This is a genomic window from Streptomyces echinatus (assembly GCF_014203595.1).
Taxonomy (GTDB): domain Bacteria; phylum Actinomycetota; class Actinomycetes; order Streptomycetales; family Streptomycetaceae; genus Streptomyces; species Streptomyces echinatus.
In genome coordinates this window covers 49,409-73,228 of the sequence record NZ_JACHJK010000022.1, presented here as the reverse complement: position 1 = coordinate 73,228, position 23,820 = coordinate 49,409, and the positions used below count along the sequence as shown (strand labels likewise).

Below are 23,820 nucleotides of genomic sequence, written 5' to 3'. Positions count from 1 at the left end.
AGCCCACAGCGGCACGGCGGCGCACAGCGGCCCGCAGCGGCGGACGGCCGGAGCACGGGCGGGTGGCCGCCGGCAGGCGGCGGGACCACGGCCCGGCAGCGGGACGGCGGCACGACAGCACGGCGGCTGCCGACGACCGGGCGGGCGGCGGCAGCACCAGACGGCGGGCGACAACCGGCGACCGGACGGCGGACGGGCAGAGCGGCCATGGAGCCACGTGACGAGGCACGGGTGGCGCCGGCGATGAAGCCAGAGCACGCGGTGCGCGCCAGCGCCTGACGCTGCCGACGGGTGAGGCGCGTGCGGCCCGACCCACGCCGCCGCCCCGACCGAACGGCACGACAACCCGCCACCGAAGCCGCGCCCCAGCGGCCCGACGTCTCCCGCCTGACCGAACCCGTCCTGATGGGCCTGGCCGTCCTCGCCGTCCGCAACCGCGTCAAACGCTGACAGCCCTGCCCTGGCCCACCGCGCCGGATGCCGGCCCAGCCAAAGGTGCTCGGGGGTGCGGCGTCGGACGCCATGTCCGCGCACTGCGTCGTGGTGAAGTGGTTGCTCATCATCCGGTTCACCTGGGCAGTTTCTTTCGGATCATCTTGCTGACCAGATGAAGATGGCAGCGATGTGGAGTCCGGCGAGGTAGATGGTGGCGCTCTTGTCGTAGCGAGTGGCTGGGCCGCGCCACTGCTTGAGCCTGTTGATGCACCGCTCGACGGTGTTGCGGTGTTTGTAGGCCTCGGGGTCGAAGGCCGGCGGACGGCCACCGAGCCGGCCGCGCCGCTTGCGGGTTCGCGGCCTGGTCGACGGGCTGCGGGATCACTGCCCGGATCCCGCGCCGCTCCTCGGCCGGGGAGCGCCACGGACAGCCTGGGGTCAGCCGCCGGCCGAGCCGACTGAAGCCGAACCACCGGAGGTCCAGTTGGAGTTGGACAGCGGCCGAGGGCGCGTGCTGTGCTCGGAGCGCAGCTCCACCACGACCCCGGCCGGACCGAGCAGGGCCTCCAGCGCGTCGGCGAGCCGCTGCGGGTCGCCGCCGAACGGGAGCTGGACGAGCCGCTCCCGGCCGCCCCGCAGGACGAGTTCCAGCACGAGCGTGGAGACGGCCGGCTTGCGGTCCCCCTCGTACGGCTCCACCACCTCGTGCGTCAGCCGCACCTCGCGCAGGGTGTCGACGGGCAGCCAGTCGTCCGGCCCGGCAGTCCGGACCAACCGCAGGGACGCGGGCACCCCGGCGGGCGCGAACTCCACCCGCAGGATGCGGCGGGCTCGGGAAAAGGCCACCGCCGACCAACCGAGCAGGTACTCCAGCCCGACGATCACCCCCACCACCACGAAGACGGTCGACGCCCGCGCCCCGGCCAACGCCATCCAGAAGGCGACGAGCAGGGTCGGCACGACCAGGGCGAGCGGAGTGAACAGCGCCGGTCCCGCCGAACTCAGCGCGATCCGCGCCGGCCCGGCCGGCGAGCCGCCGCGCAGGACCAGATCCGTCGAGTCGGGGCCATGTCTGAGTAAGGGATCGGTGGCCATGCATCCAGCGTAGAACCGGTCGGCAAGAGCGCCTCAACCCCAACTGGCCGATGGGGCGTGCAGTTTCTCCGGCAGCGCCAAGACCTCGGCGCGGTCGGCGGCCGCCGCGGTGCCGGCGGGCAGAGGGCGCAGTAGGAGCTGAGGGTCAGGCGCAGCGCGCGCAGCCCGGCGGCGAGGGCGGTCCGTCGAGCGTGCGGTGCCAGGCGGCCAGCTTCGCGGCGGGGGGCGGTGCGGGCCAGGGGATGCGGACCATACCCCGCCGGGACCGTGCACCAAGAGAGGCAGACGGGGCCGTGTGGTGGTGGCCGGATCGGCCCCTCTGCAAGGAGGCCGGTCCCGGCGCTGCCAGAGGCACACGGCGATGACTGCTCCGACAAGAGCGCAACCGTGGTAGCCACCGACGTACAGCGGTGCCGAGGCCACCAGGAAGGTGACCGCCACGACCAACGCCGTCTAGGCCCGCAGCCAGGCGTCGATCAGGGCGAAGGTGGCGTCCGGCTGCTCGATGTGCGGGAGGTGACCTGCCTCGGGCACGACCTCCAGGCGTCCGTTCCCGAAGACCTTCGCGTACGCCGCCCCGTACTCCGGCGTGACGATCCGGTCGCTCTCCCCCCACACGAGCAGCGCGGGCTGCCGTACCCGCCCCAGGCGTCGCATCAGCTTGGGATCGTGCATGTACGGGTCGCCGGCGAGCAGGCGCATGGTGGCCATGTTCCCCTGGCGGCGCGCGAGTTCCTCGGCGGGGAGGGTGGCGGGGTCGGCGTAGAAGCGGTCGGGCTCGTGCCAGGAGTGTTCGGCGGCGGCGCGCGGGTCGAGCGCGAAGAAGTCGGTGATCGGCTCGGATGGGACGTCGATGCCGACGGCGTCGATCAGCACGAGCCGGCCGATGCGCCGGGCGTTGTCCCGTACGGCCATCTCGGCGGCGACCCATCCCCCGAGGGAGGAGCCCACGACCACCACGTCGGTCAGGTCGCTGTCCTCCAGGAGGTGCAGGTAGGTGAGGGCGAGGTCGTCGATGCCCGTGCACCAGTCGGGACGCGGCGTGCCGTCCCAGCCGGGGTGGACGGGGGCGAGGGTGGGCGCCTCGGCCGAGGAGAAGTGCTGGGCCAGCCCTGCGACGGTGGCGGGGCCTCCGCCGCCGTGCAGGACGAGGACGGGTCGGCGGGCGTGGTCTGAGGGCTTGATGTCGGTAGTCATGGCGCCACAGTAACTAAACATCTTTATATAAGCTAGCTTAGTCTGCGGGGTAGGCTTGGCCCATGCGCGATGACCTGCACGTTCAGCTCCACATTCTCGGCCGGGCGGTGAAGCAGACCCAGTACCGCCAACACCGGTCGCTCGACGGCGCGTTGACCGAGGTCGGCACCACGCTCGCCCAGTGGGACGCACTCCGCGCGATCAGCCTGACGCCGGGTGCATCGGCCCGCGAGCTGGCCGCGGCCACCTTCCAGACCGAACAGGCCTTCGGCACGCTGGCGGGTCGGCTCACGTCTCAAGGCCTGGTCGACCGGCGCCCGGGCCGCGGCCGCCGCATCGAGCACCACCTGACGGAAGCCGGGGAGCGAGTGCTCGCGGCCGGGCACGAGGTGGCGGACCGGGTGCTGGCGGAGTGCTTCGCCGGGCTGGAGGAGGGGGAGCGGAGGACGCTGCTGAAACTGCTCCAACGCCTGAACGAGCCGACGGGATGAGCGAGGAGCTGCTTGACGTACCGGCGGCACGGCACGGGCACCGGCTGCCCTCGGCGGACGGCGGCCAGGACCCTCCCAGCTCCTCGTCCCCTGATGCCGTCGCCCGCCAGCGCTGTGGGAGGCCGTGCGGCTCCCGGCGTACCAGGACTCGCCCATCGGGGGCGGGCCGGGACCGGGCGGGATCTAGCGGGATCTAGCGCTGCGGCGCCCCTGCCATGGCGTCCGCGCCCCCTGCCCCTGCCATGGCGTCCGCGCCCCCCATACGCGCCGCACCCTCGACCGACCCCCGCACCGCACCAGAGCCGTACATAAGCCGTACCCCGACCGTACGCACATGCCTGGCCGCTGGCCGGTCCAAGCGGCATACCGCCCGCACCGGCGGGCAAAGCCGAGGCCCGGCGGCGCTCCCCCCTGCCGGCGGAGAACTGGGCCGTGAGCTCCGCGGTGTCGCTGCCCGGCACGGGCCCGGTGCGTGCTCGCCGGCCCTCTCCCGCCTACTCCGGCGAACTGACAGGGACCCGTGCGTGGCCGAGCGCGCGCCAGGTGTCGGCGCTGGTGGGACTGGAGGGACCGCACCCGTGGGCATGTCAGGGCTGGGTCTGGAGGGCCCAGGTCTCCGGCACGCCAAGGTCGTCGTACAGCCGCTGGCGCTGGCTGGGACTGAGGGTGGTGGTGGCCTCGGCCAGGAGGCCGGCCTCCTGGCCCGGTGCCGCCTCGACGACCGCCCGTGCGATCACTGCCCGCACTGCGGGCGGCAGTGCGGGGAGCATCCGGCGAAGGTCGATAAGAGCCTCCTCGGGGGTGCGGGAGGCACGAAAGGCAGTGAGGACGGCGCCCAGCTCGGTGTCTGCGGCGTGCTGCCACAGCGCCGGCATGGCGACCGTCTCCTCGAGGTGAAGGTGTGCGAGGTAGGCGCGCGCATGCTGGGCCTCCAGCAGGTCCTCGGCGGGGGTGTCGGGCAGCGATCGTGCCCGCTCGTCGAGGGTGGTGAAGGCGGCGTCGAGGCGTATGTGCTCGGCGTCCAGAGCGTCGGCCGCTTCGGGGGCCCGCTCCCGCAGGAGCTGGTGGATGAAGGTGTCCTCGTGGTCGGCGTGCTCGCGCAGTTCCTGGGTCATGGCCAGGCAGCGTTGCGCCTGCTCGGTGGCGGCGCCGCTGTGGGTGATGTCCGCGGTGCCGAGTTCGGTGGCGAGGGCGAACAGCCGCGCACGCTGTCCCATATGCACGTTCCGGTAGATTGCCGACGTCTTCGAGGCAGCCGGCGCCCTGCGCCGGCTCGGCGAGCAGACCGCCGCCGCGGAAGGCCTCACCCAGGCCCGATGGCAGGTCCTCAGCGCAGCCTCAGAGGACCCGCTCACCGTGCCCCAGGCCGCGCGGCGGCTCGGCGTCAGCCGTCAGAACGTTCAGCGTGTCGCCAACGACCTCGTCGCCCAGCGCCTCGCCACCTACGAGTCCAACCCGGACCACCGCGGCTCCCCCCTCCTCACCCTCACGCCCCGCGGCAGGGAGTCACTCGCCCGCGTCACCGCCAGAGCCGAACAACTGCACCGCACCCTCTTCGCGGCCATCCCCGACGAGGAGATCCACACCACCAGGACATCGCTGCGGCGCCTGCTGTCCGAACTCGACCGCCACGAAGGCGAAGCAGGCAAGCGCTAGAGAGACACCCCAGCGAGGAGGGTGCGAAGGTCGATGACACGGTAGCCGCGGGCGGCGATCGCGCCGAGGATCCGTGGCAGCGCCTTGGCGTCGATCACCTCGCTCTGGCCCTCGGTCGTACCGACGTGCATCTGCACGATCGCCCCTGGGCACAGGGCATCCAGCGCCCTGCGCACCGCGCGGTCCACGCTCATGCCGCCCTCGGTGCCCATCCACCCGTTGGTGTCGGTGGTGAACTCGATGTCAGCGAAGCCCAGCTCGTTGACCTCCCTGATCTGGGCTGGACTGGTCTCGCTGTAGGGAAAGCGGAAGAACGGGGTCAGTGCTCCGCCCGCGCCGGCCGCACGCAGAGCCCGGTCCGCCGCCTGGACCTCACGGCGCCTGCCGTCCGCGGTCAGATCCTCGAAGTAGGGGTGACTGTAGGAGTGGTTGCCCAGCCCATGCCCCGCAGCCGCGACCCGCCTCACCACCTCGGGGTACCGGTCGGCGAAGTCGCCGGTCAGGAAGAACGTGGCAGGCGTGTGCCGGCGGGCGAGCTCCCCCAGGATGACGTCGAGGCCCGCGTCGTTCCAGGCCGCGTTGAACGTCACCGCTGCCACCCGCTCGTCTGCGCGGAACACTCGGTTCTCGGATCCGAACAACACACGCAGGCATGCTTCTTCCCCCTCCCCCGCCAGGCGACAGGTGTCGGAAGTGGCCGCTCCGGCCCGGCGGCCGGGCACCACCGCCCAGGGGACAGCGAGCAGCCCGGCGGCCGCCCCGAGCATGCGGCAGGACACAGCACGACGCGTGACAGGACGTGTCTCCATGCCACCGCCATCGGCCGTCCGGGGGCCGCCCTTGAGCGCCTGAAGCCAATACCGACCGCTGCGGCCTCCTTCACGTTGGACGAGGCCGTGTGCGTGCTGCTGTCTGCGTTGAGGGGCCGGGCACGGGATGCCCCCACCACGGCAGCGTTGGCATCGCGGGCAGGCGGAGTTGACCGGCAGACCAGCGGGACCGAAGCGGCGGCCGAGCGGCACGACGTCGGCGAGCAGGCCGTGCGGGTGCTGTTCCGGCGTGTGGTGCCGCCGGCCGAGGTGAAGCGTCCTCAGGGTGGGGGCCGACGCCGGGCCTGTGACCGTGCCGTCCGCCGACCAACGCCGGTGCCGTTCGTGGACGGTTTACCAAGAGCCGTGGCGTTCTGGAGGTCACGCCACGGGACACCGGTGCGGATCTGGAACAGGATTCCGTTGATCGGGGTGCGGTGATCGTTCCACCGGCCGCCTCGGCTCCCCGGAGGAGACAGATGCGGCCCCGTCGTCGTTCGCACTCCTGTGGCTGTTCCATCAAGGTCGGAGCGGGTGACGGCGGCGGCCGGGAGCAGCCGGTACCACCCATCGGTCTCTCACCAGTTGACGGCCGCCGCCCGGCCTCTACGGCTGGTTGAGCGCCGCGAAGCCCGTGCAGAGCAGGCGGATGCTCCGGGTGAACTTCTCGTCATGGCTCAGCCGCGGAATCAGGCCGCCCATGACCAGCGGGAATTGCTCGCACAGGTCGGCATGGAGGCCGGCGGTGACGGTCGGTGGCGCGGTCGGCTGGTTCTGTTCCTGGAGGACGAAGCCGGTGACGTGGCTGAGCAGGGTGTCGGCGGCGATGCCGCAGTGCGCGGCGGGCAGTCCGCCGTCCAGCAGGGTCCGCAGCAGGCGTTCCATCAGGGAGAACGCACCGGTGCTGAGCATGCCGGGACTCTCGGCGAGGAGCTGGGCGCCCCCGGGGTGCTGCTTGAGCTCCGTGCGCAGGGTGGTGACCTGGGCTTCGACGCGGTCCTGCCAGGGGGCGTCGGGCGGAAGGGCGGCCAGGACGGCGGTACACGCGTCGTAGGCACGGCGGCAGACCCGGTCGGCCATCAGGGCGAGCAGTTCCTCTTTGCCACGTACGTGGTAGTAGAGGCTGCCGGCGTGGGCGTCGAGACGGTCGGCGACTTGACGCATGGACAGGTGCTGGTAGCCGACCTCGGCGAAGACGGCCATGCCCGCGTCGACGATGCGCTCTTTGGTGAGCTTCATGAGCTCACCGTACAGCGTTTTCCAACACTGTTCGAAAAGTGCTAGTTTTGCGCCGTCAGATTTCGAACGGCGTTGGAAACGCTGGAACCGGGGGGTGGCTGGCATGGGGGCGATCGTCTTCAACGTGACCACGGCTGCACTGATGATCATGATGGTCAACTGCGGTCTCGGGGTGGTCGGCCGAGACACCGTGCGCGGGCGCCCGATCCCGTGGGCGGCTGTCATCCTGACCGCGATCGCCGTCGGCGGCGTGCTGCTCCAGATGGTCTGGTCCGGCGCCATGCCCGCGCTGGACGCCGACCCCACCCGGTCCGGCTGGTGGCGCGAGTTCACCTCGGTGTTCCTGCAGAACGGCGGCGTCTTCGGCGCCCTGTGGAACCTCGTCACCCTCGCCGTCGTCGCCGCGCTCGCCCAGTGGTACTGGGGCGGCCCGCTGACCCTCGGCTTCTTCGTCGCCGGCATCGTGCTGCCCGGCCGGATCGACTCTCTGCTCGGTTTCGCCGACGGTCCCAGCACCGACCCCCGGAACTTCGCCGGCAGCTCCGGCGCCACCTACTTCCTCGGCGCCACTCTCGCCCTGGCCTTCCTGACGCGCACCCGCCTCCCCAAAGAACTCGCCCTGGCGATCGGCGTCCCGGTGCTGGGCCTGGCGATGTGGCTCGCCCAGGACAACGGCCACGGCCTGGTCTCCGTCTACGGCTTCGCCCTCGGCGGAGCGGCCTGGGCGGCCCGCACCCGGTGGCGCGGCGGCAACACGAACGCGAACCGCTTGATCGAACGCGCCCGGTGATCGAACCCGGTCCGGGGTCGACGCCGTGAGCTGCCGACCCTCGACCTCCCAGCCCGTGGGTCCACGGGCGGCAGCACAGCGACGGTCCAACGAGGCGAACGGCCGACGGGCAGGGCCCCGGCGGGGCGGCCCGGCAACGGCCCGACGGGGTGAGGCCCGACGCACCGGAACGGCCGCCCCTACCGAACGGCATGACAACCCGCGGCCCAAGCGGCGACCGAGCACCCCGACAGCGGCGAACCGGCGGCCGATGCCAGCCCAACGGCCCGACAGCAGCAGCACGCCATCCGGGATCGCGACGGGCCAGAACGCCCCGACGACAGCAACTCCACGACCAGGGCGGCCCGCCCGGCGACGGCACCGGCCACGGCACGGCACGGCGCGGCGGTCTTGGCAAGGACTCGGCCGCTTCGCGTCCCAGCGGGAACCCCCTGGTGAGAGCGGCCCGGCGCCGGAAACACAAGGTCGGCGGGGCCTACCGGTGCGGCGGGGGGCGGGGTACCCCTGGTGGGGAGGCCTCCGCCGAGGCCGCATCCCCGTGGAAGGAGTCCGGCCGTGGACGGATGGTACGTGGACGACCGCTGCACGAATTGCGATGTGGCCCGGCAGTTCGCACCCGGGCTGATCGGCGAGGCCGACGGGAAATCCGTCGTCCTGCGCCCGCCCGCCGACGACGCGGAGAACCGGCGCTTACACGCGGCCGTCTTCGCCTGCCCCACCCGCTCGATCCGGCCCCTGACCGGCCGGGCGGACCAGTCGCTGAACCCGTTCCCGATGCACCTGGACGACGGGGTGCTGATCTGTGGGCACAACTCGCCCCACACCGCGGGCGCCAACTCCTACCTGCTCCCGCGGCCCTCCGGCACCAGCATGATGATCGACACGCCCCGCTGAAGCCGCGCCTTGGCCGAGCGCTGGACGGCCTCGGGCCCCGTCACCGACGTGCTGCTCACCCACCGCGACCACGCCGCACACGGCCGCCGCTACGCCGACCACTTCGGCGCCTGGCTCTGGATCCACGAGGACGACCTCGACGCCGCCCCGGACGCCGACCAGGTGATCCGCGGCCTCGAACCGCTGGACATCGCCGAGGGCGTCACCGCCCACCCCCTCCCCGGGCACACCCGGGGCAGCGTCCTCTACCTCGCCGACGACCGGTACTGCTTCAGCGGCGACAGCTTCTTCTGGTCGCGTACGACCGCTGACCGGGAAGTCGCCGAGAGCGTGATCTGGCATCGAGGCGCTGGCCGCGTCCCTGGCCAGGACGGCAGGGCGGCTGCGGTTCGAGTGGGTGCTGCCGGGCCACGGGGACCGGCGCCGCCTGCCGGCCGACGAGATGTCCCGGCGGCTGCACGCCCTGGCGGACCGCACCCGTCTGCTGCGCCCCCGCCCGGTCGACTTCACCGGGCTCCGCTGGTGAGCGCCGGCGGAGCGGTGACCGGCCGCGCCCTCACTTGACGGCGCCGCCGGTCGCGCCGGTGGTGAGCCGGCGCTGGGTGACGACGAGCAGCGCGGACGCGGGCCGCCGTGGGTCGCGCCCTCGCCGAACATCCCGACGTCCGAGACCGTCGACCGCCCGGGCGGGGCAGGCGGGTCAGCGATCGCCGGTGGGGGCCTGCAGGGCGCCGGCGCTGTCCGGGCCGACGGGGGCCAGCGGCGGTGCCTCGGCGGCGGCAAGGCTTTCCCGGGCCGCGGCGACGACCGCGTCCGCGGTGAGCCCGAACTGCTCGTACAGCACGGTGTAGGCCGCGCTGGCGCCGTAGTGGTCGAGGCCGACGATGCGGCCGGCGTCGCCGACGAACTCCCGCCAGCCCATGGGCACGCCGGCCTCGACGCTCACCCGGGCGCGCACCGCGGGCGGCAGCACCTGCTCGCGGTAGGCCCGGTCCTGGGCCGCGAACCACTCCCAGCACGGCAGTGACACGACCCTCGTCGGGATGCCGTCGGCCTCCAGCGTCTCCCGGGCGGCGACGGCGATCTGCACCTCGCTTCCGGTGCCCATCAGAATGACCTCGGGACTGCCGCCGGAGGCTTCGGCCAGCACGTAGCCGCCCCGGGCTACGCCCTCGGCCGACGCGAACCGTGTGCGGTCCAGGACGGGCAGGTTCTGCCGGGACAGGGCGAGTCCGGCCGGGCGGTCGTTGTGCTCGAGGATGGTGCGCCAGGCCACCGCGGTCTCGTTGGCGTCGGCCGGGCGGACGAAGTCCAGGCCGGGGATGGCCCGCAGCGCCGCGTAGTGCTCGATGGGCTGGTGGGTGGGGCCGTCCTCGCCCAGCCCGATGGAGTCGTGCGTCCACACGTAGGTGACCGGGAGCTGCATGAGCGCGGCCAGCCGCACCGCACCGCGCATGTAGTCGGAGAAGGTGAGGAACGTGCCGCCGTACACGCGGGTCCCGCCGTGCAGCGCGATGCCGTTCATGATCGCGCCCATGGCGTGCTCGCGGACACCGAAGTGCAGCGTGCGCCCGTACGGGCCGCCCGACCACATCTTGGTCTGCCGGCTCTCGGGCAGGAACGAAGCCTCCCCCTTGACCGCGGTGTTGTTGCTCTCCGCCAGGTCGGCGGAACCACCCCACAGCTCCGGCAGGACCGGGTACAGGGCGGCGAGGACCTCGCCGGAAGCCTTCCGGGTCGCCACGCCCTTCGGATCGGCGTCCCAGACCGGCAGGCCGTCCGCCCACCCCTGCGGCAGCCGGCGGGTGGACAGCCTCTCGAGCAGCGCGGCACCGTCGGGGTTGCCGGCCCGCCACGCGTCGAAGCGCCGCTGCCACGTCGCGTGCCCCTGCGCGCCGCGCCCGGCGACCCGGCGGGCGTGCTCGAGCACCTCCGGGTCGACCTCGAAAGTCTTGTCGGGGTCGAAGCCGAGGATCTCCTTGGTCGCCCGGACCTCGTCCTCGCCCAACGCGGATCCGTGGGCCGCGCCGGTGTTCTGCTTGTTCGGCGCGGGCCAGCCGATGATCGTGTGCAGCACGATCAGCGACGGGCGGCCGGTCTCGGCCCGGGCAGCGGCCAGCGCGCGGTCGACCGCGGCCAGGTCCTCGCCGTCGTCGACGTGCTGCACGTGCCAGCCGTACGCCTCGTACCGCTTGCCGACGTCCTCGGTGAACGCGACGTCGGTGTCGTCCTCGATCGAGATCCGGTTGGCGTCGTAGACCAGGACCAGATTGCCCAGCTCCTGAGTGCCGGCCAGCGATGACGCCTCGCCGCTGACGCCCTCCTCCAGGTCGCCGTCGGAGGCGAACGCCCAGATCGTGTGATCGAAGACGCTCTCGCCCTCGGGGGCGTCGGGGTCCAGCAGACCGCGCTCGCGGCGGGCGGCCATCGCCATGCCGACGGCGTTGCCGACGCCCTGGCCGAGCGGGCCGGTCGTCGTCTCCACCCCCGGTGTGTGGTTGACCTCGGGATGGCCCGGGGTCGCAGAGCCCCAGGTGCGCAGCGCCTGAAGGTCGGCCAGGTCCAGGCCGTAGCCGGAGAGGAAGAGCTGGATGTACAAGGTGAGGCTCGAGTGCCCCATCGACAGCACGAAGCGGTCACGGCCGACCCAGTGCGGATCGCCCGGGTCGTGGCGCAGCCACTTCTGGAACAGCAGGTAGGCGGTGGGGGCCATGCTCATCGCGGTGCCGGGGTGGCCGTTGCCGGTCTTCTGTACGGCATCCATCGCCAGCACGCGCACGGTGTCGATCGCGCGTCGGTCGAGATCGCCCATCCCCTCGGGGAGGGTGGGGTGCGGCTGGAAGGGGTTGCCGGTGGGGGCGTCGCTCGCGGCCTCGGCGGGAGCCTCGGGGCGGGTGCTCTTCGCCTCGGCGGCAGAGTCTGCCTCATTGGCGGTCATCGGTGGCGGTACTCCCTTGGGGGTGGGACGGTAGATGCTTTTCACCGCGCGGCCGGTATCGGGCACCGCAACCGGGCGGGCCCGGCGACGACGGTGGGGGCGTCAGGCGAGTGGGGTGTCGTCCAGTGCCTTCGCGAGGTCGCCGGGGGTGTCGTAGAGGGCGATGGCGCCGGCCTTCCGCAGCTCGTCGTCCCCGAACCCGCCGGAACGGACGACGATCGCCGGCATCCCCGCTCTCTTGGCCGCCTCGACGTCCCACACCGAGTCGCCGACCATCACACTCGCCGCGTCGGGCGGCGCTCCCAACTTCTTCAGCGCCACGTGCAGCAGATCCGGCGCCGGCTTGGAGGACTCCACATCGGCGCTGGTGGTCCAGTCGTCGACGACGTCACGGGCGTCCAGCATGTCCAAAAAGACCTCCACGTGACGCTGCTGAGCAGAGCTGGCCAGCACCAGCCGGTGACCGCGCTCTTTGACCGCCACGAGGAGATCGCGAGCACCGGGCAACGGCGCCATCTCCTCCAGCAGCTCGTCGACCTCCCTGCCCTGCTGCTCCCTGGCCCGGTCGCCCACCCGGCGCTCCAGTTCCTCGCCACCGACAGCGGTGACCACCTGATCCCCGCCCATCCCGATCAGCCGGTGCAGCCGCCACACCGGATAGATCTCGCCCACCGAGCGCAGTGCCCGGTACCAGGCAAGGGCGTGGTGGTAGTTGGAGTCGATGAGTGTCCCGTCGATGTCGAGGACGGCGATGGCGGATGCGGTCACGCTCACCGGCTACCCACCGGCCCAGTACCCACACGGAGACCGTGGGACCGACAAGGCGACCGTCGGTATGGGTCCTGGTCCTGGGTGCGGTCAGCGGGGCCAGGGCCGAGCTGGTCGGCGAGGGCGCGGATCTCGGTCCGGCGCTGCGCACCGGTCAGGCCGCCGCCGGACGGGAGGTGGCCGGTGTCCGTCTCGTGCGGCTGCCGGGAGCGCATGTCCTCGTTCCACAGCGACAGGGCGCGACGTCGGCGCTCACTGCGCCCGGCGCCGTCGAGGAGCCCCAGGCCGGTGGCGAAGTTCTCCAGCGCGCCGCGCAGCAGCGTCCAGGGGCTGGTTCGGGTCGATCTCGCCGGCGGCTGTCAGACGGCGCGGCGCGTCGGCGTGGGCCAGGCACCGAGCCGCGGCCGCCGGAGCGGGAGGCTCGGCAAGCTCTGTCCCGCCTCCGAGAGCACGGGTGCCGAGCAGGAGGACGCCGCGGTGCCGCAGCCCGCTGCCGCGGCATGGAGGAACAGCAGTGGTCGGCTCATGTTCTCCCCCGGTCATGCTCGTGACCGGCTGCGGCGGTGGAGGCGTGGCCGCGGCGACGGCGCCGGCGACACACGTCATCGCGCGAGCCGCTGCTGTAGGACCGGTTCCAGGCGATCGACAAGGTGAGGGCCGCGCCGATCCCCGTGCCGGCGTATTCCCAGGCCGCGCTTGCCAGCAGGGCGGAGCGGTCGGCGACGGCCCAGTCCCGGCCCGCGTACAGCGGTAGGTCCGTCAGGAGTTCCTCGTCGGCGGCGAAGGGGAGACCGCGTATCTCACCGTTCCCGCGCTGCCCGCCGGGCAGGCGCCACGCGCCGTGGCACGGGCCGCCCGACTCGCAGTGCACGTACCCTTCCGTCTTCGTGTGGTGGCCCTCGACGAACCGGTACGTGTTCTGCGCGGCGAACCACAACGGCACTGCGAGACCGCACAGGCAGACCGACAGCACCACCCGGGACAACGGCCTGAGCCCGCTCAGCAGTTCGGCGCCCCATGACGACGAGCGCATGCCCCATCACCTCATCGTCCTCGTGCATGTTCCGCGGCCGGGAGACGGCAGGCTACCTGAGCGGGTGCCGCCCGAGCAGCCTCTGCCGCGGGCCCGTGGCGGTCGGAAAAATCGAGCTGTCAGGACTGAACAGGGAGCTGTCGGCCGCTGGGGCGCAGCAGCCCCGCAGGCAGGAGGAGCAGGGTTCCACTGCTGGGCCTGCGGGGCCGGTGCATCACTCACGTACCCTGCGATGCGCCCGATACGCCCGATCCCTCCCAACCACCCGCACAGGAGGTCTCCTTACGCGAGTGGGGCCCGGCCGTGTACGGCCGGGCCCCATCACCTCGCGCAGCGTGGCGCGCTCATCGCGCCTGGCGTCTATCGACTACCAGCGGTACCAGCGGCCCTTGCGGCCACCGCTGTCCGCGGTGCGGACGACGAAGCCCAGCAGCCACACGACGAGCACGATCACCGCGATCCACCACAGCGCCTTCAGTGCGAAACCCGCACCGAAGAGGATCAGAGCCAGCAGAAGAACCAGAAGCAGGGGAACCATCGTTATCAACCTCCTGGCCACCAGGTGCCCTTACCTTCCGCCGACAAGCCCACAAAGCGTGAGTTACTTCCGCGGGCCACGGGGCATAGGCACAGGTTGCCGGGCGCCGGCCTGGTTCCCCCCGCTCCCCCGCACGCGCGGCCGCATCGCCTCGGCAACCGCGGTGCCAGGGACCTGTGGTCAGGGTGCGGTGTCCTCTTACGAGCGTTTTCCGATGAGGAACAACATCCGCCCGCCACCGGGCCGAGACACTCGGACGGTCGGTAGACGTCACTGACCCGGCTGGCCGTCGGCCGGCTCGGTGACCGGTGAAGCCGAGTACGTGGGTGCAGGCAGAGCAGTGTGCGAGGGAGATCCATGCAGAGCACATCACCGTGGCGGCCCAGCGGACTGGGGACATCAGCGGCCCGGGTCGCGGAACAGTTCCGCGCCTGCGAGCCGGTGACCGCTTCACCGGCCCGGGCCCCGCTCAGGCTTCCCGACTACCCCATGCCCTTCGACCCGTCGGTCGAGAATCCGCTCATGGCCCAGGCCGCGGAGGAGATGTGGGCCTGGGCGTACCGGCTTGAGATGAGCGCGCCGCCGTGGGTGCTGTGCCCGTCGACCGACGGGACCCGGTAATTTCTTGGACAGGTGTCCAGCTATCCTGGACACCTGTCCAAGAAGGGGAGGGTTCGCTGCTCATGGAGATCGTGGCGAACGTGCTGGTCGGCCTGGTGGCCGTGTTGCACATGTACATCCTGGTGCTGGAGATGTTCCTGTGGCAGCGGAAGCCAGGGCGGGGGCTGCACGGGTTCGACCCGGAGACGGCCCGGGTGACCGCTCCGCTGGCCGCCAACCAGGGCCTCTACAACGGCTTCCTCGCGGCCGGACTGGTGTGGGGGCTTCTCGCCGCCGACCCGACCGGCTTCCGGGTGCAGATGTTCTTCCTGTCCTGTGTGGTGGTGGCGGGCGTGTTCGGCGCCGCCACGGCCAATCGCCGCATCCTGTTCGCCCAGGCGCTGCCCGGCGCGCTCGCGCTGGCCGCCGTCATCGCCGCACGATGAGCGGGGCGCCACACGAGGACCCGAGGGCGGCGCGCACCCGCGCCAGGCTGCGCGCCGCCCTGCTCGCCGAGTGCGCCGAGCGACCGCCGGCGGAGGTCGCCGTGGCCGCGCTGGTGCGCCGGGCCGGGGTGGGCCGGGCCACGTTCTATGTGCACTACGACGGCATCGAGGCGCTGGCGATCGACGCGTGCGCGGACGTCGTACGGCAGGCGGTGGACGCGCTGCACGCCTGGCGGGGGCGGCCCGATCCGGTCCACGCCCCGCCCGCGCTGCGGGAGTTCTTCACCGGTCTGTCCCCGCACGCGGCCCTGTACCGGTCGCTGCTCGCGCCGGGCGGCGGCGGGCCGCTCGGCCGGGTGCTGCACCGGGACCTGCGGGCCCGCAGCCTCGAGGAGCGCGAACTGGCCGGCGCGGCTGACGCCCCGCTGGTCGCGTCGGCGGTGGCGGCGACCTTCGCGGGTGTCCTCGCGGACTGGCTGCACGGGCTGCTGCGGGCCGCGCCGGAGGAAGTCGCGGACCAGGTCTGGCAGTTGCTGGTCGCACTGCACCGGAGCCGGTGACCGGTCACTTGCAGGCGACCTCCCGCGCCGCCCGGGGCCAGGCCTCCACTCCGGAGGACGTGCGGACCTAGGCGGTGTCCCGGTCCTCCGTCAGCCACAGGTACCGGTCACGGTAGCGGTACCCGGTGTCGCGGGCGCCCGCGGGCATGCGGACCTGCTTGCATTACGGCCCGCTGAGCAGCCCGTCACGGGCGAGCACACCCCTCGGCGCGGCCTTCGGCGTCCATCGAGGACACAATCACCATGTGCTCGCCGTGGCGTCCTCCGGGTGACTCGCCGGCGCACCGGTAGCGGCCCGACCCGGTCGGTGGGTGAGTCGGATCGTCGGCCAACCAGGGGAACCGGCGACACTCAGCCGTGGCCTGTACAAGCCGTGGACGGAGATGGACGCGGCAGCCGCCTCGACGGCGCTCAGTGCGGCGCTGAAGCCCTTCAAAGTGTCGATCCGGCAGCTGACCATTCGGGACTGCTGCGGCGGGGCCAAGGGCCTGCACTACGCCGATCTCCCGGCCGTCGAGGACGGCGAGTAGGGGCTCGCGCGCCGTTTTGGGGAAGAGCCTGAGGTTTCACCCCAACCCGAAACCGGTTTCGCGTCCGATATTGGGCGTGACCTGCGAAGTTTCGGGTTTCGGCCCTCCGGTGCACTCGGCGGGTCCAGCCCGAATCGCTGCCTCCAGCCGTAGCTCCCACACTGAAACTGACGGCACCAACGAGTCTGACTGTGTGAGGGCTCAAGTCATGAATCCGAGACGATCAAACAGGCGGCGGGCCGTGTGGTTGGCAATCGTCTCTGCTCTCGCTTTGGCCGCTGGCGGTGTCCTGCTCTGGGTCGGGCTGCTGGGGCACGAAGTGGCAGGCAGTTCGCTGAGCCCAGCCATAAAGCCAGCGGAGAACTGCGCTTCGCAGACGGATGTGCGGGATCTCCTCACTCACGCCGCGCCCGCCGATCAACACACCACAACGGATGTCATCTCCGCGGCGACCGGCGCAGCTTCCGCGGTGGGCGGCCTGTGCGGCGGAGTGGCGGCGGTCATCGCGTTGAAGCATCCCAGACCAGCCAGCCTCACAGCAGAGGGTCCCAGGCAAGGCCCGCCAGCAGCGTGACGGCCGGGCGCCACCGGAAAGCCTAGGCCGACGCGCTCACAACGCCTGGCGCCGCACGGATGAGGTAGGTACCCGCTGATAGGCCTTGAGACCCCTGCCCGTCCCTCTGACCGGTGGTGGCCTCCGCACGTCCAGTCGCGGCCCCGAAATGAGCGGTTTCCGCACAGGCAGTCGACGCCGTGCAGAACTTCCGCGTCCCGCGCCAAGGTCGTCGCCGGCATGAGGTGTGACGAGGTGCTGTCACGTGCACGCGTTTCTGGTCCTGGGCGGCATTTCCGCGCAGGCACATCCGCTACGACAACCTGCGGGCCACGGTCGAGCGGGTGCTGGGCTTCTACCAGGGCCGGATGGAGGTGGACCGTTGGAGGGCGTTCCGCTCGCACTGGGGCGTCGAGGCGTTGCACTGCCGGCCTGGTATCGAGGGCGCCCACGAGAAGATTGGTGTCGAGGGCAGATCGGCTACTTCCGCCGCAACCACTTCGTTCCCGTTCCTGAGGTCGCCTCGCTCACCGAGCTGAACGAGCTGGTCGACCAGTGGGACCAGGATGACGAAGCACGACGGCTGCGAGGCCGCACCATCGGCGACTACTTCGCGGCCGAACAGCACCTGCTGGCGCCCTTGCCGACCGAGCCGTTCGAGACGGGACGCCGGTTCACCCCGAGGGTCGACCGGTTCAGCCGGATCAGCGTCCGCGACAATGTCTACTCGGTAATGTCTACTCGGTGCCGGTCCGCTTCATCGGCCGCCAGCTGCGAGTGCTGCTACACGCCAACGACCTGATCGTCTATGACGGCCGCAACGTGGTCACCCGGCACGAGCGTCTCGGCGGCCGGAACGGCTCCCGCCTGGTCCTGGACCACTATCTGGAAGCGCTGCTGCGCAAGCCGGGTGCCTTCCCCGGGTCGACCGCGCTGGAGCAGGCCCGTTCCGCGGGCCGTTTCACCCCTGTTCACGACAAGTGGTGGTCGGCAGCGAATACCGCCCACGGCGACCTCGCCGACACCCCAGCGTTGATCCGAAGTACTGTTGCTGGCCCGGCGCATGCCACGAGCAGGTCGTGGCCGGGCTGGCAACCGCCCACCGGGCGGGGGTCCTGACCGCCGATGCGGTCGCCTTGGAAGCCCGCAAACTCGCCGAATCGGACGGGGAACCGACGCCGCCGCCCGCGCCGGGACAGGGCAGGCGGTGACAGTTGGATCCGGGACTCCGCGCTCCACAGCATCACCGGCCGGCCCTGACTGGTCCAATACGAAGAACTCCCTCAGGGCCCGCCTCAAAGACCATCCGTCCGCCTTTTGATCGTTCAGAATGCCTTCGTCTTCGCCCGCAGTAGCCCAATGACGCCTCTCCCTGGCCGCCGGTATCTGGCACTGGGGACCACCAGCCCCTGGGCCCCACCATGCCGGCGCGCGGGCGGCAACCGACGCTGTTCTGATCTATAACCGCTCCCTTGAAGGTCAAGCCGGGTCGTCGAGTTCTACCCCAGGCAGTACTCGCGGCAGCTGCACGGCCACTTCGCTTCCGCCTTCCGCACTGCTGTCCACCTGGCAGGTTCCACCGATCTCTGCTGCTCGCTCGCGCATGGACCCGAGACCGACTCCGAGACGCAGAGGCACCGGGAGACCGCGACCGTTGTCTGTAACCGTGACTCTCAGCGAATCGTCCGTGACATCCAGGCGCACGCGGCAGCAGGAAGCGTGGGCGTGTCGCAGTACATTGGTCAGAGCTTCCACCGCGATCCAGTACGCAGCCTCTTCTACTGCGGCCGGCAGTTTAGGAAGTTCTTCGGGAAGGTCGGCGTCCACGAACATGGGACATCGCTCGATGTAGTCCCGGAGGGCGTCCAACAGGCCGACTCCGTCGATAGGTGAGCGCAGTCCCCGGGATATGTGGCGCACCGTCTCAATGCCCTCGTGGATGCGAGTGAGCCCGGCGGACAGCAGCTCGTCGGCCTTGCCCGGTTCGGTGCGCAGCCACTTGCGGGCAGCCTGCAAGCCCCATACCACCTCACTCAATACTGAGTTGACGCCGTCATGGAGCTCGCGTCCTATGCGGCGACGCTCCTGGGCACGGGTGGCGATGAGTTGCTGCCTCGAGCGCAGCAGTGCCAGTGTCAGCCTGACCCCAGCCGCGGCCTGTGCGATGTGCCGGGCCACGTCGCGCAGCAGTCGTAGATCCGCTGCGGTGAACGGTTCACCGGGCGTGCGCGCGCCCAATACCAGAGCGCCGACTTCCTCGCCCTGACAGACCAGCGGAAGGCGCAATACGTCGGGCACTTCGCTACCGTAGCGGGCCACAGGCAGCGTGTCGGTATCGTGACCGTTCAGCTCGACCGCCACGTAGGGCAGACGCAGCGCCTGGCCCACTGTTGCTGCCGCCTGGGGCAGTACGGCTTCTGGTCCGGTGGTCGCCTCCAGTTGTCGTCCCAGCCCCGCCAGTGCCGCATAGGGGTCGTCTCTCAGCCCGTAGATGAAGCGGCTGATGATGCGTTGCAGGACTCGGTGCATGGGTTGGAGGGCGACGGCGACTGTGGCCGTCGCAAGCAGCGCCGCCGTCGCGGGGACCGTGCCTTGTATGACGACCCCAAGGATGCTTACGGAGGCGGTGTAGAGGCCGATCGCGCCGGCGGTGAGTGCCGTGTAGAGGAGTGAACGGCTGAGGAGCCGGTCGATGTCGAAGAGACGGTGCCGCGTGATCGCGACCGCTATCGCGGTGCTCAGCACAACACTGGCCAAGTCCATCGCGGCCGTCCCCAGGGCCTCTTTGTGGAACGGCGTGATCATCAGCACCATGAGCAGGTCCACCAGCGCCGCAAACGCCACCCACTTGATCTGCTGGCGCGGCGTGCCGCTCCTGGTGACGTACCGTCGGATCAGGGAGGCCGCCGCAAGGAAGAAGGGGCACGCGACAAAGAGGATCGACAACACGCCTTCGTTTGCTGGGTCTGCAAACGGCACCAGCGAACTTCCAAAGGGATTGGTTACTGTGGGGAAGTACTGGCGGTCAATTGGTCCCGGGACAAAAGCCGAGAACAGCAGCGCCCAAACACCGCACCCGCCGACGAACCAAGCCGCAATCCGCCACCGCACTGACGGCAGCCGGCCGTCCGGGAAGAACAGCAACAGGAAATACAAAGGGAACAGATCGACGACGAATGCCCAGTTCGAGGACCAAGCCGCGAGGGTGGCCCCCGGCAGATCCCGCGGAATCGCGTGGAGCGCATACGCGTGCGCCAGTGCATCGAGGGCCGCGCCGAATCCGGAGACCAGCAGCAGCCATCCGATCGGGTTGCGGGGCCGGCGCCTCGTGATCACGAATCCTGGAAAAGCGTAGGCGAGGCACGCCACGGGCTCCAGCGCAGCAATGATCCACGGATGCCAATCGGGCCGTGGCGCCGACCGCGTCAGCATCACGAAGACAAGGGTCAGGCCGGCGATCACTGCGATGAGCGCCCACAGTGCACATGCGAGCCGTGTCCTCACCGTGGCTGATGCGCCCCTTGGGGCACTACGTTCAGCCCGCTGATTCATGGATAGCTCCTGCATCGTTCCCCCTGGACACTCAGTAGCCATCGGTTCCTTCACCGTCGACGAGCCGCGATCCCGGCCGCAAGGGAAGACCCTCCCAGGAATCCGAGATATCTCCCCTCCTTCGTGGAGTCATGGACTCCTCGGCGGTCGGTACGACCGGTTTCCGCTGAGTGGCCCGCACGTCCAAGCGGCGCGGCACAGGCGCGCTGTACCCCCGACGCCGTCCTCCGCTGTGCGGCCACCGCCCCGCCGAGCCCGCATCCACGGCCGGCTTCCAACAGTCGCAGCGATTCCAGGGACCGGCTGGAAACTCCCCATGAGTGATTGCCGGCGTGGGAAACGGAATCCCGCGCAGCGAAAGCCATGTGGACGTGGCTTTTCGCACTCGTATTCGGCTCAAACACCCGCGCCGGGCGCGTGAACCTGCTCGGTACGGGGTGAGATGGATAGGCCGTGTTCGGGCAGAGGTGCCACGGCCAGCCGGGGCACGGCCGCCGCACCTCTCCCCTCAGACCAGCGAGGGCCTCCGTCGGCCGGTCGGTCCAATCGGTTCAGCCACGCCAGCTGTGGTAAGCCGCTGCCGCTGTTGCGAGCCAGGTTGTCACCGTTGGCGTCCACAGGCGCACTGCCCTGCTCCAGCGGCGCGGGTGCGGTGGCCTCTTGGTCCGGGTTGCGGGCTGACGCTGCTCCTCGCCCATTGTGTTTCCTCCCCATGCATGCGCCCGAGGGCACCTTCCCCCGAGCCGATCGCCCTCATCGGCGCCCTTTGTGGGTGCCGCCGGACGGCCTTGTCTGGAAGAACAGTGCGCCTGCTGCACTTCCGTCGTCATGACATGGGAGTTCCGGGTGGCCGAGAGTCAGAGTTCTATGCCCAGGCCGGCGTTGCGGGCCTGGGCAATGAGGTCCTTGCGGTCGACTGCCCCGAGTTTCACTTTGGCTTCGGAGAGATAGGTGGCAACTCTGCCTTCGCCGATGCCCAGCTTGCGGGCGATGACTCGGTTGGATGGTTCCTCTGCGGTTGCGGCGAGGTTGAGGACGTCTCGCTCGCGGGGTGTGAGTTGTGGGAGGGCTGATTGACGCTGCGCGTTGTAGGCGGTGTCGAACAGGTGACGCATGCGTTCGTTGCTCCAGTTGAAAACTGCTGCACCGCTGGCGACGACGAGGACCAGCATGGCCAGCTGCTCCTCCCGCTTGTCCGCTTTCCGTAAGTACCCGGCCGCGCCGGCGCGCATCGCGGCTGCCACGAGCGGGTCTGTGTCATAGCTGGAGTGCACGAGTACTCGGGTCTGGGGCCGCATGCGGACGATTTCCTTCGTCGCAGTGATGCCTGCCCGGTCAATGATGGGTCCGCCGTCCTTCTCGGGCATGCGCAGATCCATGATGACCACGTCGGGGTGGTACTCCGCTGTGCGTTGCACCGCCTCTCGGCCGGTGGAAGCATCTGCCACCACACATATGCGGGGATCGGCTTCCAGGAGCATGCGCAGGGCGAAACGGGCGAATGGCTCGTCGTCTGCGACCAGGACGCGTACGCGTGGGTCCGCACCGGTGCGGGTTGGTTGATTCACGGTCGGCTCCTCGGAGTTCGGCGGCCCCCGGTGTCGATGCCCGGAAGGGTGAGCGGCAGGTAGGCAACAACTTCGGTACCGTTATCGGGGCGATGGCGGATCTGGAAGGTGCCTCCGATTTCGGCGGCGCGCTCGCGCATGGAGCCCACGCCGACTCCGAGGCGTAGGGGCGTGGGCAGGCCACGGCCGTCGTCGGCGACTTCGACCGTCAGCGCGTCTTCGTCAATGCTCAGGCGGAGTTCGCAGCGTGACGCCTGGGCATGCCGCAGAACGTTGGTCATGGCCTCGACCACGATCCAGTAGGCGGCTTCTTCCACCGCAGCGGGAAGTTCGGGCAGTTCGTCAGGGAGGTCGGCTGTTACGGGCAGGGGGAACCGCTCGATCTGGATGCGGATGGCTTCCAGCAGGCCGATACCGTCCAGGGGGGAGCGCAGTCCCCGCGACATGCCGCGGACGGTTTCAATGCCTTGGCGGGCTCGGGTGATCCCGGCATCCAGCAACGCGTCTGCCCTCTCCGGATCGGTGCGGTGCCATTTGCGTGCGGCCTGCAGGCCCCATACGACCTCGCTGAGCGCCGAGTTGACTCCGTCATGCAGTTGCCGGCCCAGGCGGCGGCGTTCCTGAGCGCGGGTGGCAATCAGTTGCTGCCTCGAGCGCAGAAGGGCCAGTGTCAGCTGGACTCCGGCTGCTGCCTGTGCGATGTGCCGGGCGGCATCCCTCAGCAGCCGCAGATCGGCTGCCGTAAAAGGCTCTTCGGGAGAGCGAGCGCCGACAACCAAGGACCCCACTTCTACGCCCTGGTGGATGAGTGGCAGTCGGAGCGGATCACGGGCCTCTGCTCCCCATCGAGCTGTCGACAAGGTCGGGCCGTCCGTGTCGCTGTGCAGGTGGATTGCCACATAGGAAAGACGTAGGGCTTCACCCAGCGTCACCGCGGCCATCGGCAGGATCTGCTCGGGCGCGGTGCTTTCCTCCATTTGCCTCCCTAGGGTGGCAAGTGCCGTATAGGGATCGTCCCTCAGCCCGTAGATGAGTCGGCTGATGAGGCGTTGCAGGCTGCGGTGCAGCGGCTGAAGCGCTACGGCTACCAGACCCGTCGCCAGCAGCGATGCCGTCCCGTGCACGGAGCCTTGGATGAAGAGGCCGAGGAGGCTGACTATTCCGGCGTACAAACCGATCGCGCTTGCGGTGAGAGCGGTGTAGAGCAGCGAGCGGCTCAGGAGCCGGTCGATGTCGAAGAGATGGTGCCTCACGATAGCGATCATCACGCCGGTGCTGAAGATCACTGTGGCCATGCCCGTGGCGATGCTTGCTAGCGGTCCGTGGACGGTGAGGGTTGCGCCGATGAGGGCCACGGCCGCCCACAGGGATAGGGCGACCCACTTCAGCTGCTCACGCACCGGCCGTCGGCTGGTTCGGAAACGGTAGATCAGTGATGCTGCCGACAGCAGGAAAGGGATCAGGGTAAGCGGAATCGTCACCAGTCCCGTGAGGTCGCGCATGAACGACAAGGCCGACACGCCGAGTGGGTTGTCACTCGAGGGAAAGTAGCCGTCACTGGGCGGACCAGGCATGAAGGCTGCCACCAGGAAAGCGATGGCCGCGCACATGCCGGTGTACCACGCCGCGGCCCGCCAGGTCGTCGAAGGCTGACGGCCGTTGGGAAAGAGTAGGAGGAGGAAGAAGATCGGATAGCTGACCAGGACGAATGCCCAGGTCGACATCCAGACCGCCAAAAGAGCGCCGGGCAGGTGGTGTTGGAGAGCATAGAGGCCGTACGCCCGTGCCAGGTTGTCCACGGCCATGCCGCAACCTGTCGCCAACAGGAGCCACCCGACGGGGTTGTGGGACCGACGGACGGCTACGACTGCGCCTGGTGCCGCGAAGGCGGCAATCATCAAAGGATCGCTGAGGGCCAAGACCCACGGGTGCCACTCCGGCCGCTGGGCCGACCGCGTCAGCAGCACAAGCACGAATGTCAAGGAAACGCACGCGGCGAGAATCACCGAAACGCCGGCGGCGAGTCTGGACAGGCGAGCCGTGTTGTTCTGCGGGCGGGCGGCTGTGACTTCGACGTCGGGCAGCTGGGTCATGGGTCCCCCTAGATTTACAGCGTCTTGCTCAGTCA

21 protein-coding genes and 3 pseudogenes are annotated in these 23,820 nt (G+C 70.3%); 10 read left to right on the top strand and 14 right to left on the bottom strand.

Features of this window, described 5'->3' with window-relative positions; genetic code table 11:
* The first annotated feature begins 300 nt into the window (after positions 1-300).
* Entirely contained in the window at positions 301-450 is a 150-nt protein-coding gene (locus FHS34_RS38010) for a hypothetical protein (protein ID WP_184974301.1), read from the top strand.
* A gap of 141 nt (positions 451-591) precedes the next feature.
* Here FHS34_RS38010 and FHS34_RS43040 read toward each other — a convergent pair.
* The 3 genes and pseudogenes from FHS34_RS43040 to FHS34_RS37995 all read right to left on the bottom strand — a co-directional run.
* A pseudogene (locus FHS34_RS43040) lies at positions 592-838 on the bottom strand (IS5/IS1182 family transposase); the annotation flags it as partial.
* Positions 839-873: 35 nt separating this feature from the next.
* Positions 874-1,530 (bottom strand): hypothetical protein, encoded by a 657-nt coding sequence (locus FHS34_RS38000; RefSeq protein ID WP_184974249.1) that lies wholly within the window; start codon positions 1,528-1,530, stop codon positions 874-876.
* 453 nt (positions 1,531-1,983) lie between these two features.
* Entirely contained in the window at positions 1,984-2,727 is a 744-nt protein-coding gene (locus FHS34_RS37995; protein ID WP_184974246.1) for an alpha/beta fold hydrolase, read from the bottom strand.
* A 62-nt stretch (positions 2,728-2,789) separates the two neighbouring features.
* Between FHS34_RS37995 and FHS34_RS37990 the strand changes: the two genes are divergently transcribed.
* Positions 2,790-3,218: a MarR family winged helix-turn-helix transcriptional regulator gene (locus tag FHS34_RS37990; RefSeq protein ID WP_372478642.1), complete on the top strand. Its 429-nt coding sequence runs from the start codon at positions 2,790-2,792 to the stop codon at positions 3,216-3,218.
* A gap of 587 nt (positions 3,219-3,805) precedes the next feature.
* Here FHS34_RS37990 and FHS34_RS37985 read toward each other — a convergent pair.
* A complete protein-coding gene (locus FHS34_RS37985; protein WP_184974244.1) occupies positions 3,806-4,435 on the bottom strand; it encodes a hemerythrin domain-containing protein in 630 nt (209 codons plus the stop codon).
* Between the two features lie 16 nt (positions 4,436-4,451).
* Between FHS34_RS37985 and FHS34_RS37980 the strand changes: the two genes are divergently transcribed.
* The gene (locus tag FHS34_RS37980; RefSeq protein WP_184974285.1) at positions 4,452-4,874 is read left to right on the top strand and encodes a MarR family winged helix-turn-helix transcriptional regulator; all 423 of its coding nucleotides are present in this window, start codon (positions 4,452-4,454) and stop codon (positions 4,872-4,874) included.
* On the opposite strand, the gene FHS34_RS37975 is transcribed toward FHS34_RS37980, so the two are convergent.
* The 3 genes and pseudogenes from FHS34_RS37975 to FHS34_RS37965 all read right to left on the bottom strand — a co-directional run bounded on the left by FHS34_RS37975 (position 4,871) and on the right by FHS34_RS37965 (position 6,922).
* Positions 4,871-5,596 carry a polysaccharide deacetylase family protein gene (locus FHS34_RS37975; protein WP_225817845.1) on the bottom strand — a complete coding sequence of 242 codons (726 nt, stop codon included), beginning with the start codon at positions 5,594-5,596 and terminating at the stop codon, positions 4,871-4,873. The genes FHS34_RS37980 and FHS34_RS37975 overlap by 4 nt on opposite strands.
* A 444-nt stretch (positions 5,597-6,040) precedes the next feature.
* Positions 6,041-6,186 (bottom strand): annotated as a pseudogene (locus FHS34_RS37970) (transposase); the annotation flags it as partial.
* Positions 6,187-6,289: 103 nt separating this feature from the next.
* Positions 6,290-6,922: a TetR/AcrR family transcriptional regulator gene (locus FHS34_RS37965; protein ID WP_184974242.1), complete on the bottom strand. Its 633-nt coding sequence runs from the start codon at positions 6,920-6,922 to the stop codon at positions 6,290-6,292.
* A gap of 103 nt (positions 6,923-7,025) precedes the next feature.
* On the opposite strand from FHS34_RS37965, the gene FHS34_RS37960 reads away from it, so the two are divergent.
* Both FHS34_RS37960 and FHS34_RS37955 read left to right on the top strand, forming a co-directional pair.
* Entirely contained in the window at positions 7,026-7,712 is a 687-nt protein-coding gene (locus tag FHS34_RS37960; RefSeq protein ID WP_184974240.1) for a hypothetical protein, read from the top strand.
* A gap of 555 nt (positions 7,713-8,267) precedes the next feature.
* Positions 8,268-9,132: pseudogene (locus tag FHS34_RS37955) on the top strand (4Fe-4S domain-containing protein).
* Between the two features lie 174 nt (positions 9,133-9,306).
* Here the strand turns inward: FHS34_RS37955 and tkt are convergent.
* The 4 genes from tkt to FHS34_RS37935 form a co-directional block, all read right to left on the bottom strand.
* Entirely contained in the window at positions 9,307-11,544 is a 2,238-nt protein-coding gene (gene tkt / locus FHS34_RS37950; RefSeq protein WP_184974238.1) for a transketolase, read from the bottom strand.
* A 102-nt stretch (positions 11,545-11,646) separates the two neighbouring features.
* Positions 11,647-12,312, bottom strand: coding sequence for an HAD family hydrolase (locus FHS34_RS37945; protein WP_184974237.1), 666 nt, complete (start codon positions 12,310-12,312; stop codon positions 11,647-11,649).
* Positions 12,313-12,835: 523 nt separating this feature from the next.
* Positions 12,836-13,345 (bottom strand): hypothetical protein, encoded by a 510-nt coding sequence (locus FHS34_RS37940; protein WP_184974235.1) that lies wholly within the window; start codon positions 13,343-13,345, stop codon positions 12,836-12,838.
* Positions 13,346-13,712: 367 nt separating this feature from the next.
* Positions 13,713-13,883 (bottom strand): DUF5670 family protein, encoded by a 171-nt coding sequence (locus tag FHS34_RS37935; RefSeq protein ID WP_011113206.1) that lies wholly within the window; start codon positions 13,881-13,883, stop codon positions 13,713-13,715.
* A 357-nt stretch (positions 13,884-14,240) separates the two neighbouring features.
* Between FHS34_RS37935 and FHS34_RS37930 the strand changes: the two genes are divergently transcribed.
* From FHS34_RS37930 to FHS34_RS37910, 5 genes are all read left to right on the top strand, one after another.
* Positions 14,241-14,504 carry a hypothetical protein gene (locus tag FHS34_RS37930; protein ID WP_184974233.1) on the top strand — a complete coding sequence of 88 codons (264 nt, stop codon included), beginning with the start codon at positions 14,241-14,243 and terminating at the stop codon, positions 14,502-14,504.
* A 62-nt stretch (positions 14,505-14,566) separates the two neighbouring features.
* On the top strand, positions 14,567-14,929 hold the full coding sequence (locus tag FHS34_RS37925; RefSeq protein ID WP_184974231.1) for a DUF1304 domain-containing protein: 363 nt from the start codon (positions 14,567-14,569) through the stop codon (positions 14,927-14,929).
* A complete protein-coding gene (locus tag FHS34_RS37920) occupies positions 14,926-15,489 on the top strand; it encodes a TetR/AcrR family transcriptional regulator (protein WP_184974229.1) in 564 nt (187 codons plus the stop codon). Before FHS34_RS37925 ends, FHS34_RS37920 begins: the two co-directional genes overlap by 4 nt.
* A 311-nt stretch (positions 15,490-15,800) precedes the next feature.
* A complete protein-coding gene (locus tag FHS34_RS37915) occupies positions 15,801-16,019 on the top strand; it encodes a hypothetical protein (protein WP_184974299.1) in 219 nt (72 codons plus the stop codon).
* Positions 16,020-17,316: 1,297 nt separating this feature from the next.
* A complete protein-coding gene (locus FHS34_RS37910; protein WP_184974227.1) occupies positions 17,317-17,691 on the top strand; it encodes a hypothetical protein in 375 nt (124 codons plus the stop codon).
* Positions 17,692-18,051: 360 nt separating this feature from the next.
* Here the strand turns inward: FHS34_RS37910 and FHS34_RS43920 are convergent, their stop codons facing one another.
* From FHS34_RS43920 to FHS34_RS37895, 3 genes are all read right to left on the bottom strand, one after another.
* Positions 18,052-20,034 carry a histidine kinase gene (locus tag FHS34_RS43920; RefSeq protein ID WP_184974225.1) on the bottom strand — a complete coding sequence of 661 codons (1,983 nt, stop codon included), beginning with the start codon at positions 20,032-20,034 and terminating at the stop codon, positions 18,052-18,054.
* Positions 20,035-20,981: 947 nt separating this feature from the next.
* Positions 20,982-21,692 carry a response regulator transcription factor gene (locus FHS34_RS37900; protein ID WP_184974223.1) on the bottom strand — a complete coding sequence of 237 codons (711 nt, stop codon included), beginning with the start codon at positions 21,690-21,692 and terminating at the stop codon, positions 20,982-20,984.
* Complete coding sequence (locus FHS34_RS37895) at positions 21,689-23,785, bottom strand: sensor histidine kinase (RefSeq protein ID WP_184974221.1); 2,097 nt, start codon at positions 23,783-23,785, stop codon at positions 21,689-21,691. The genes FHS34_RS37900 and FHS34_RS37895 overlap by 4 nt, the downstream gene beginning before the upstream one ends.
* Between the last annotated feature and the right edge of the window lie 35 nt (positions 23,786-23,820).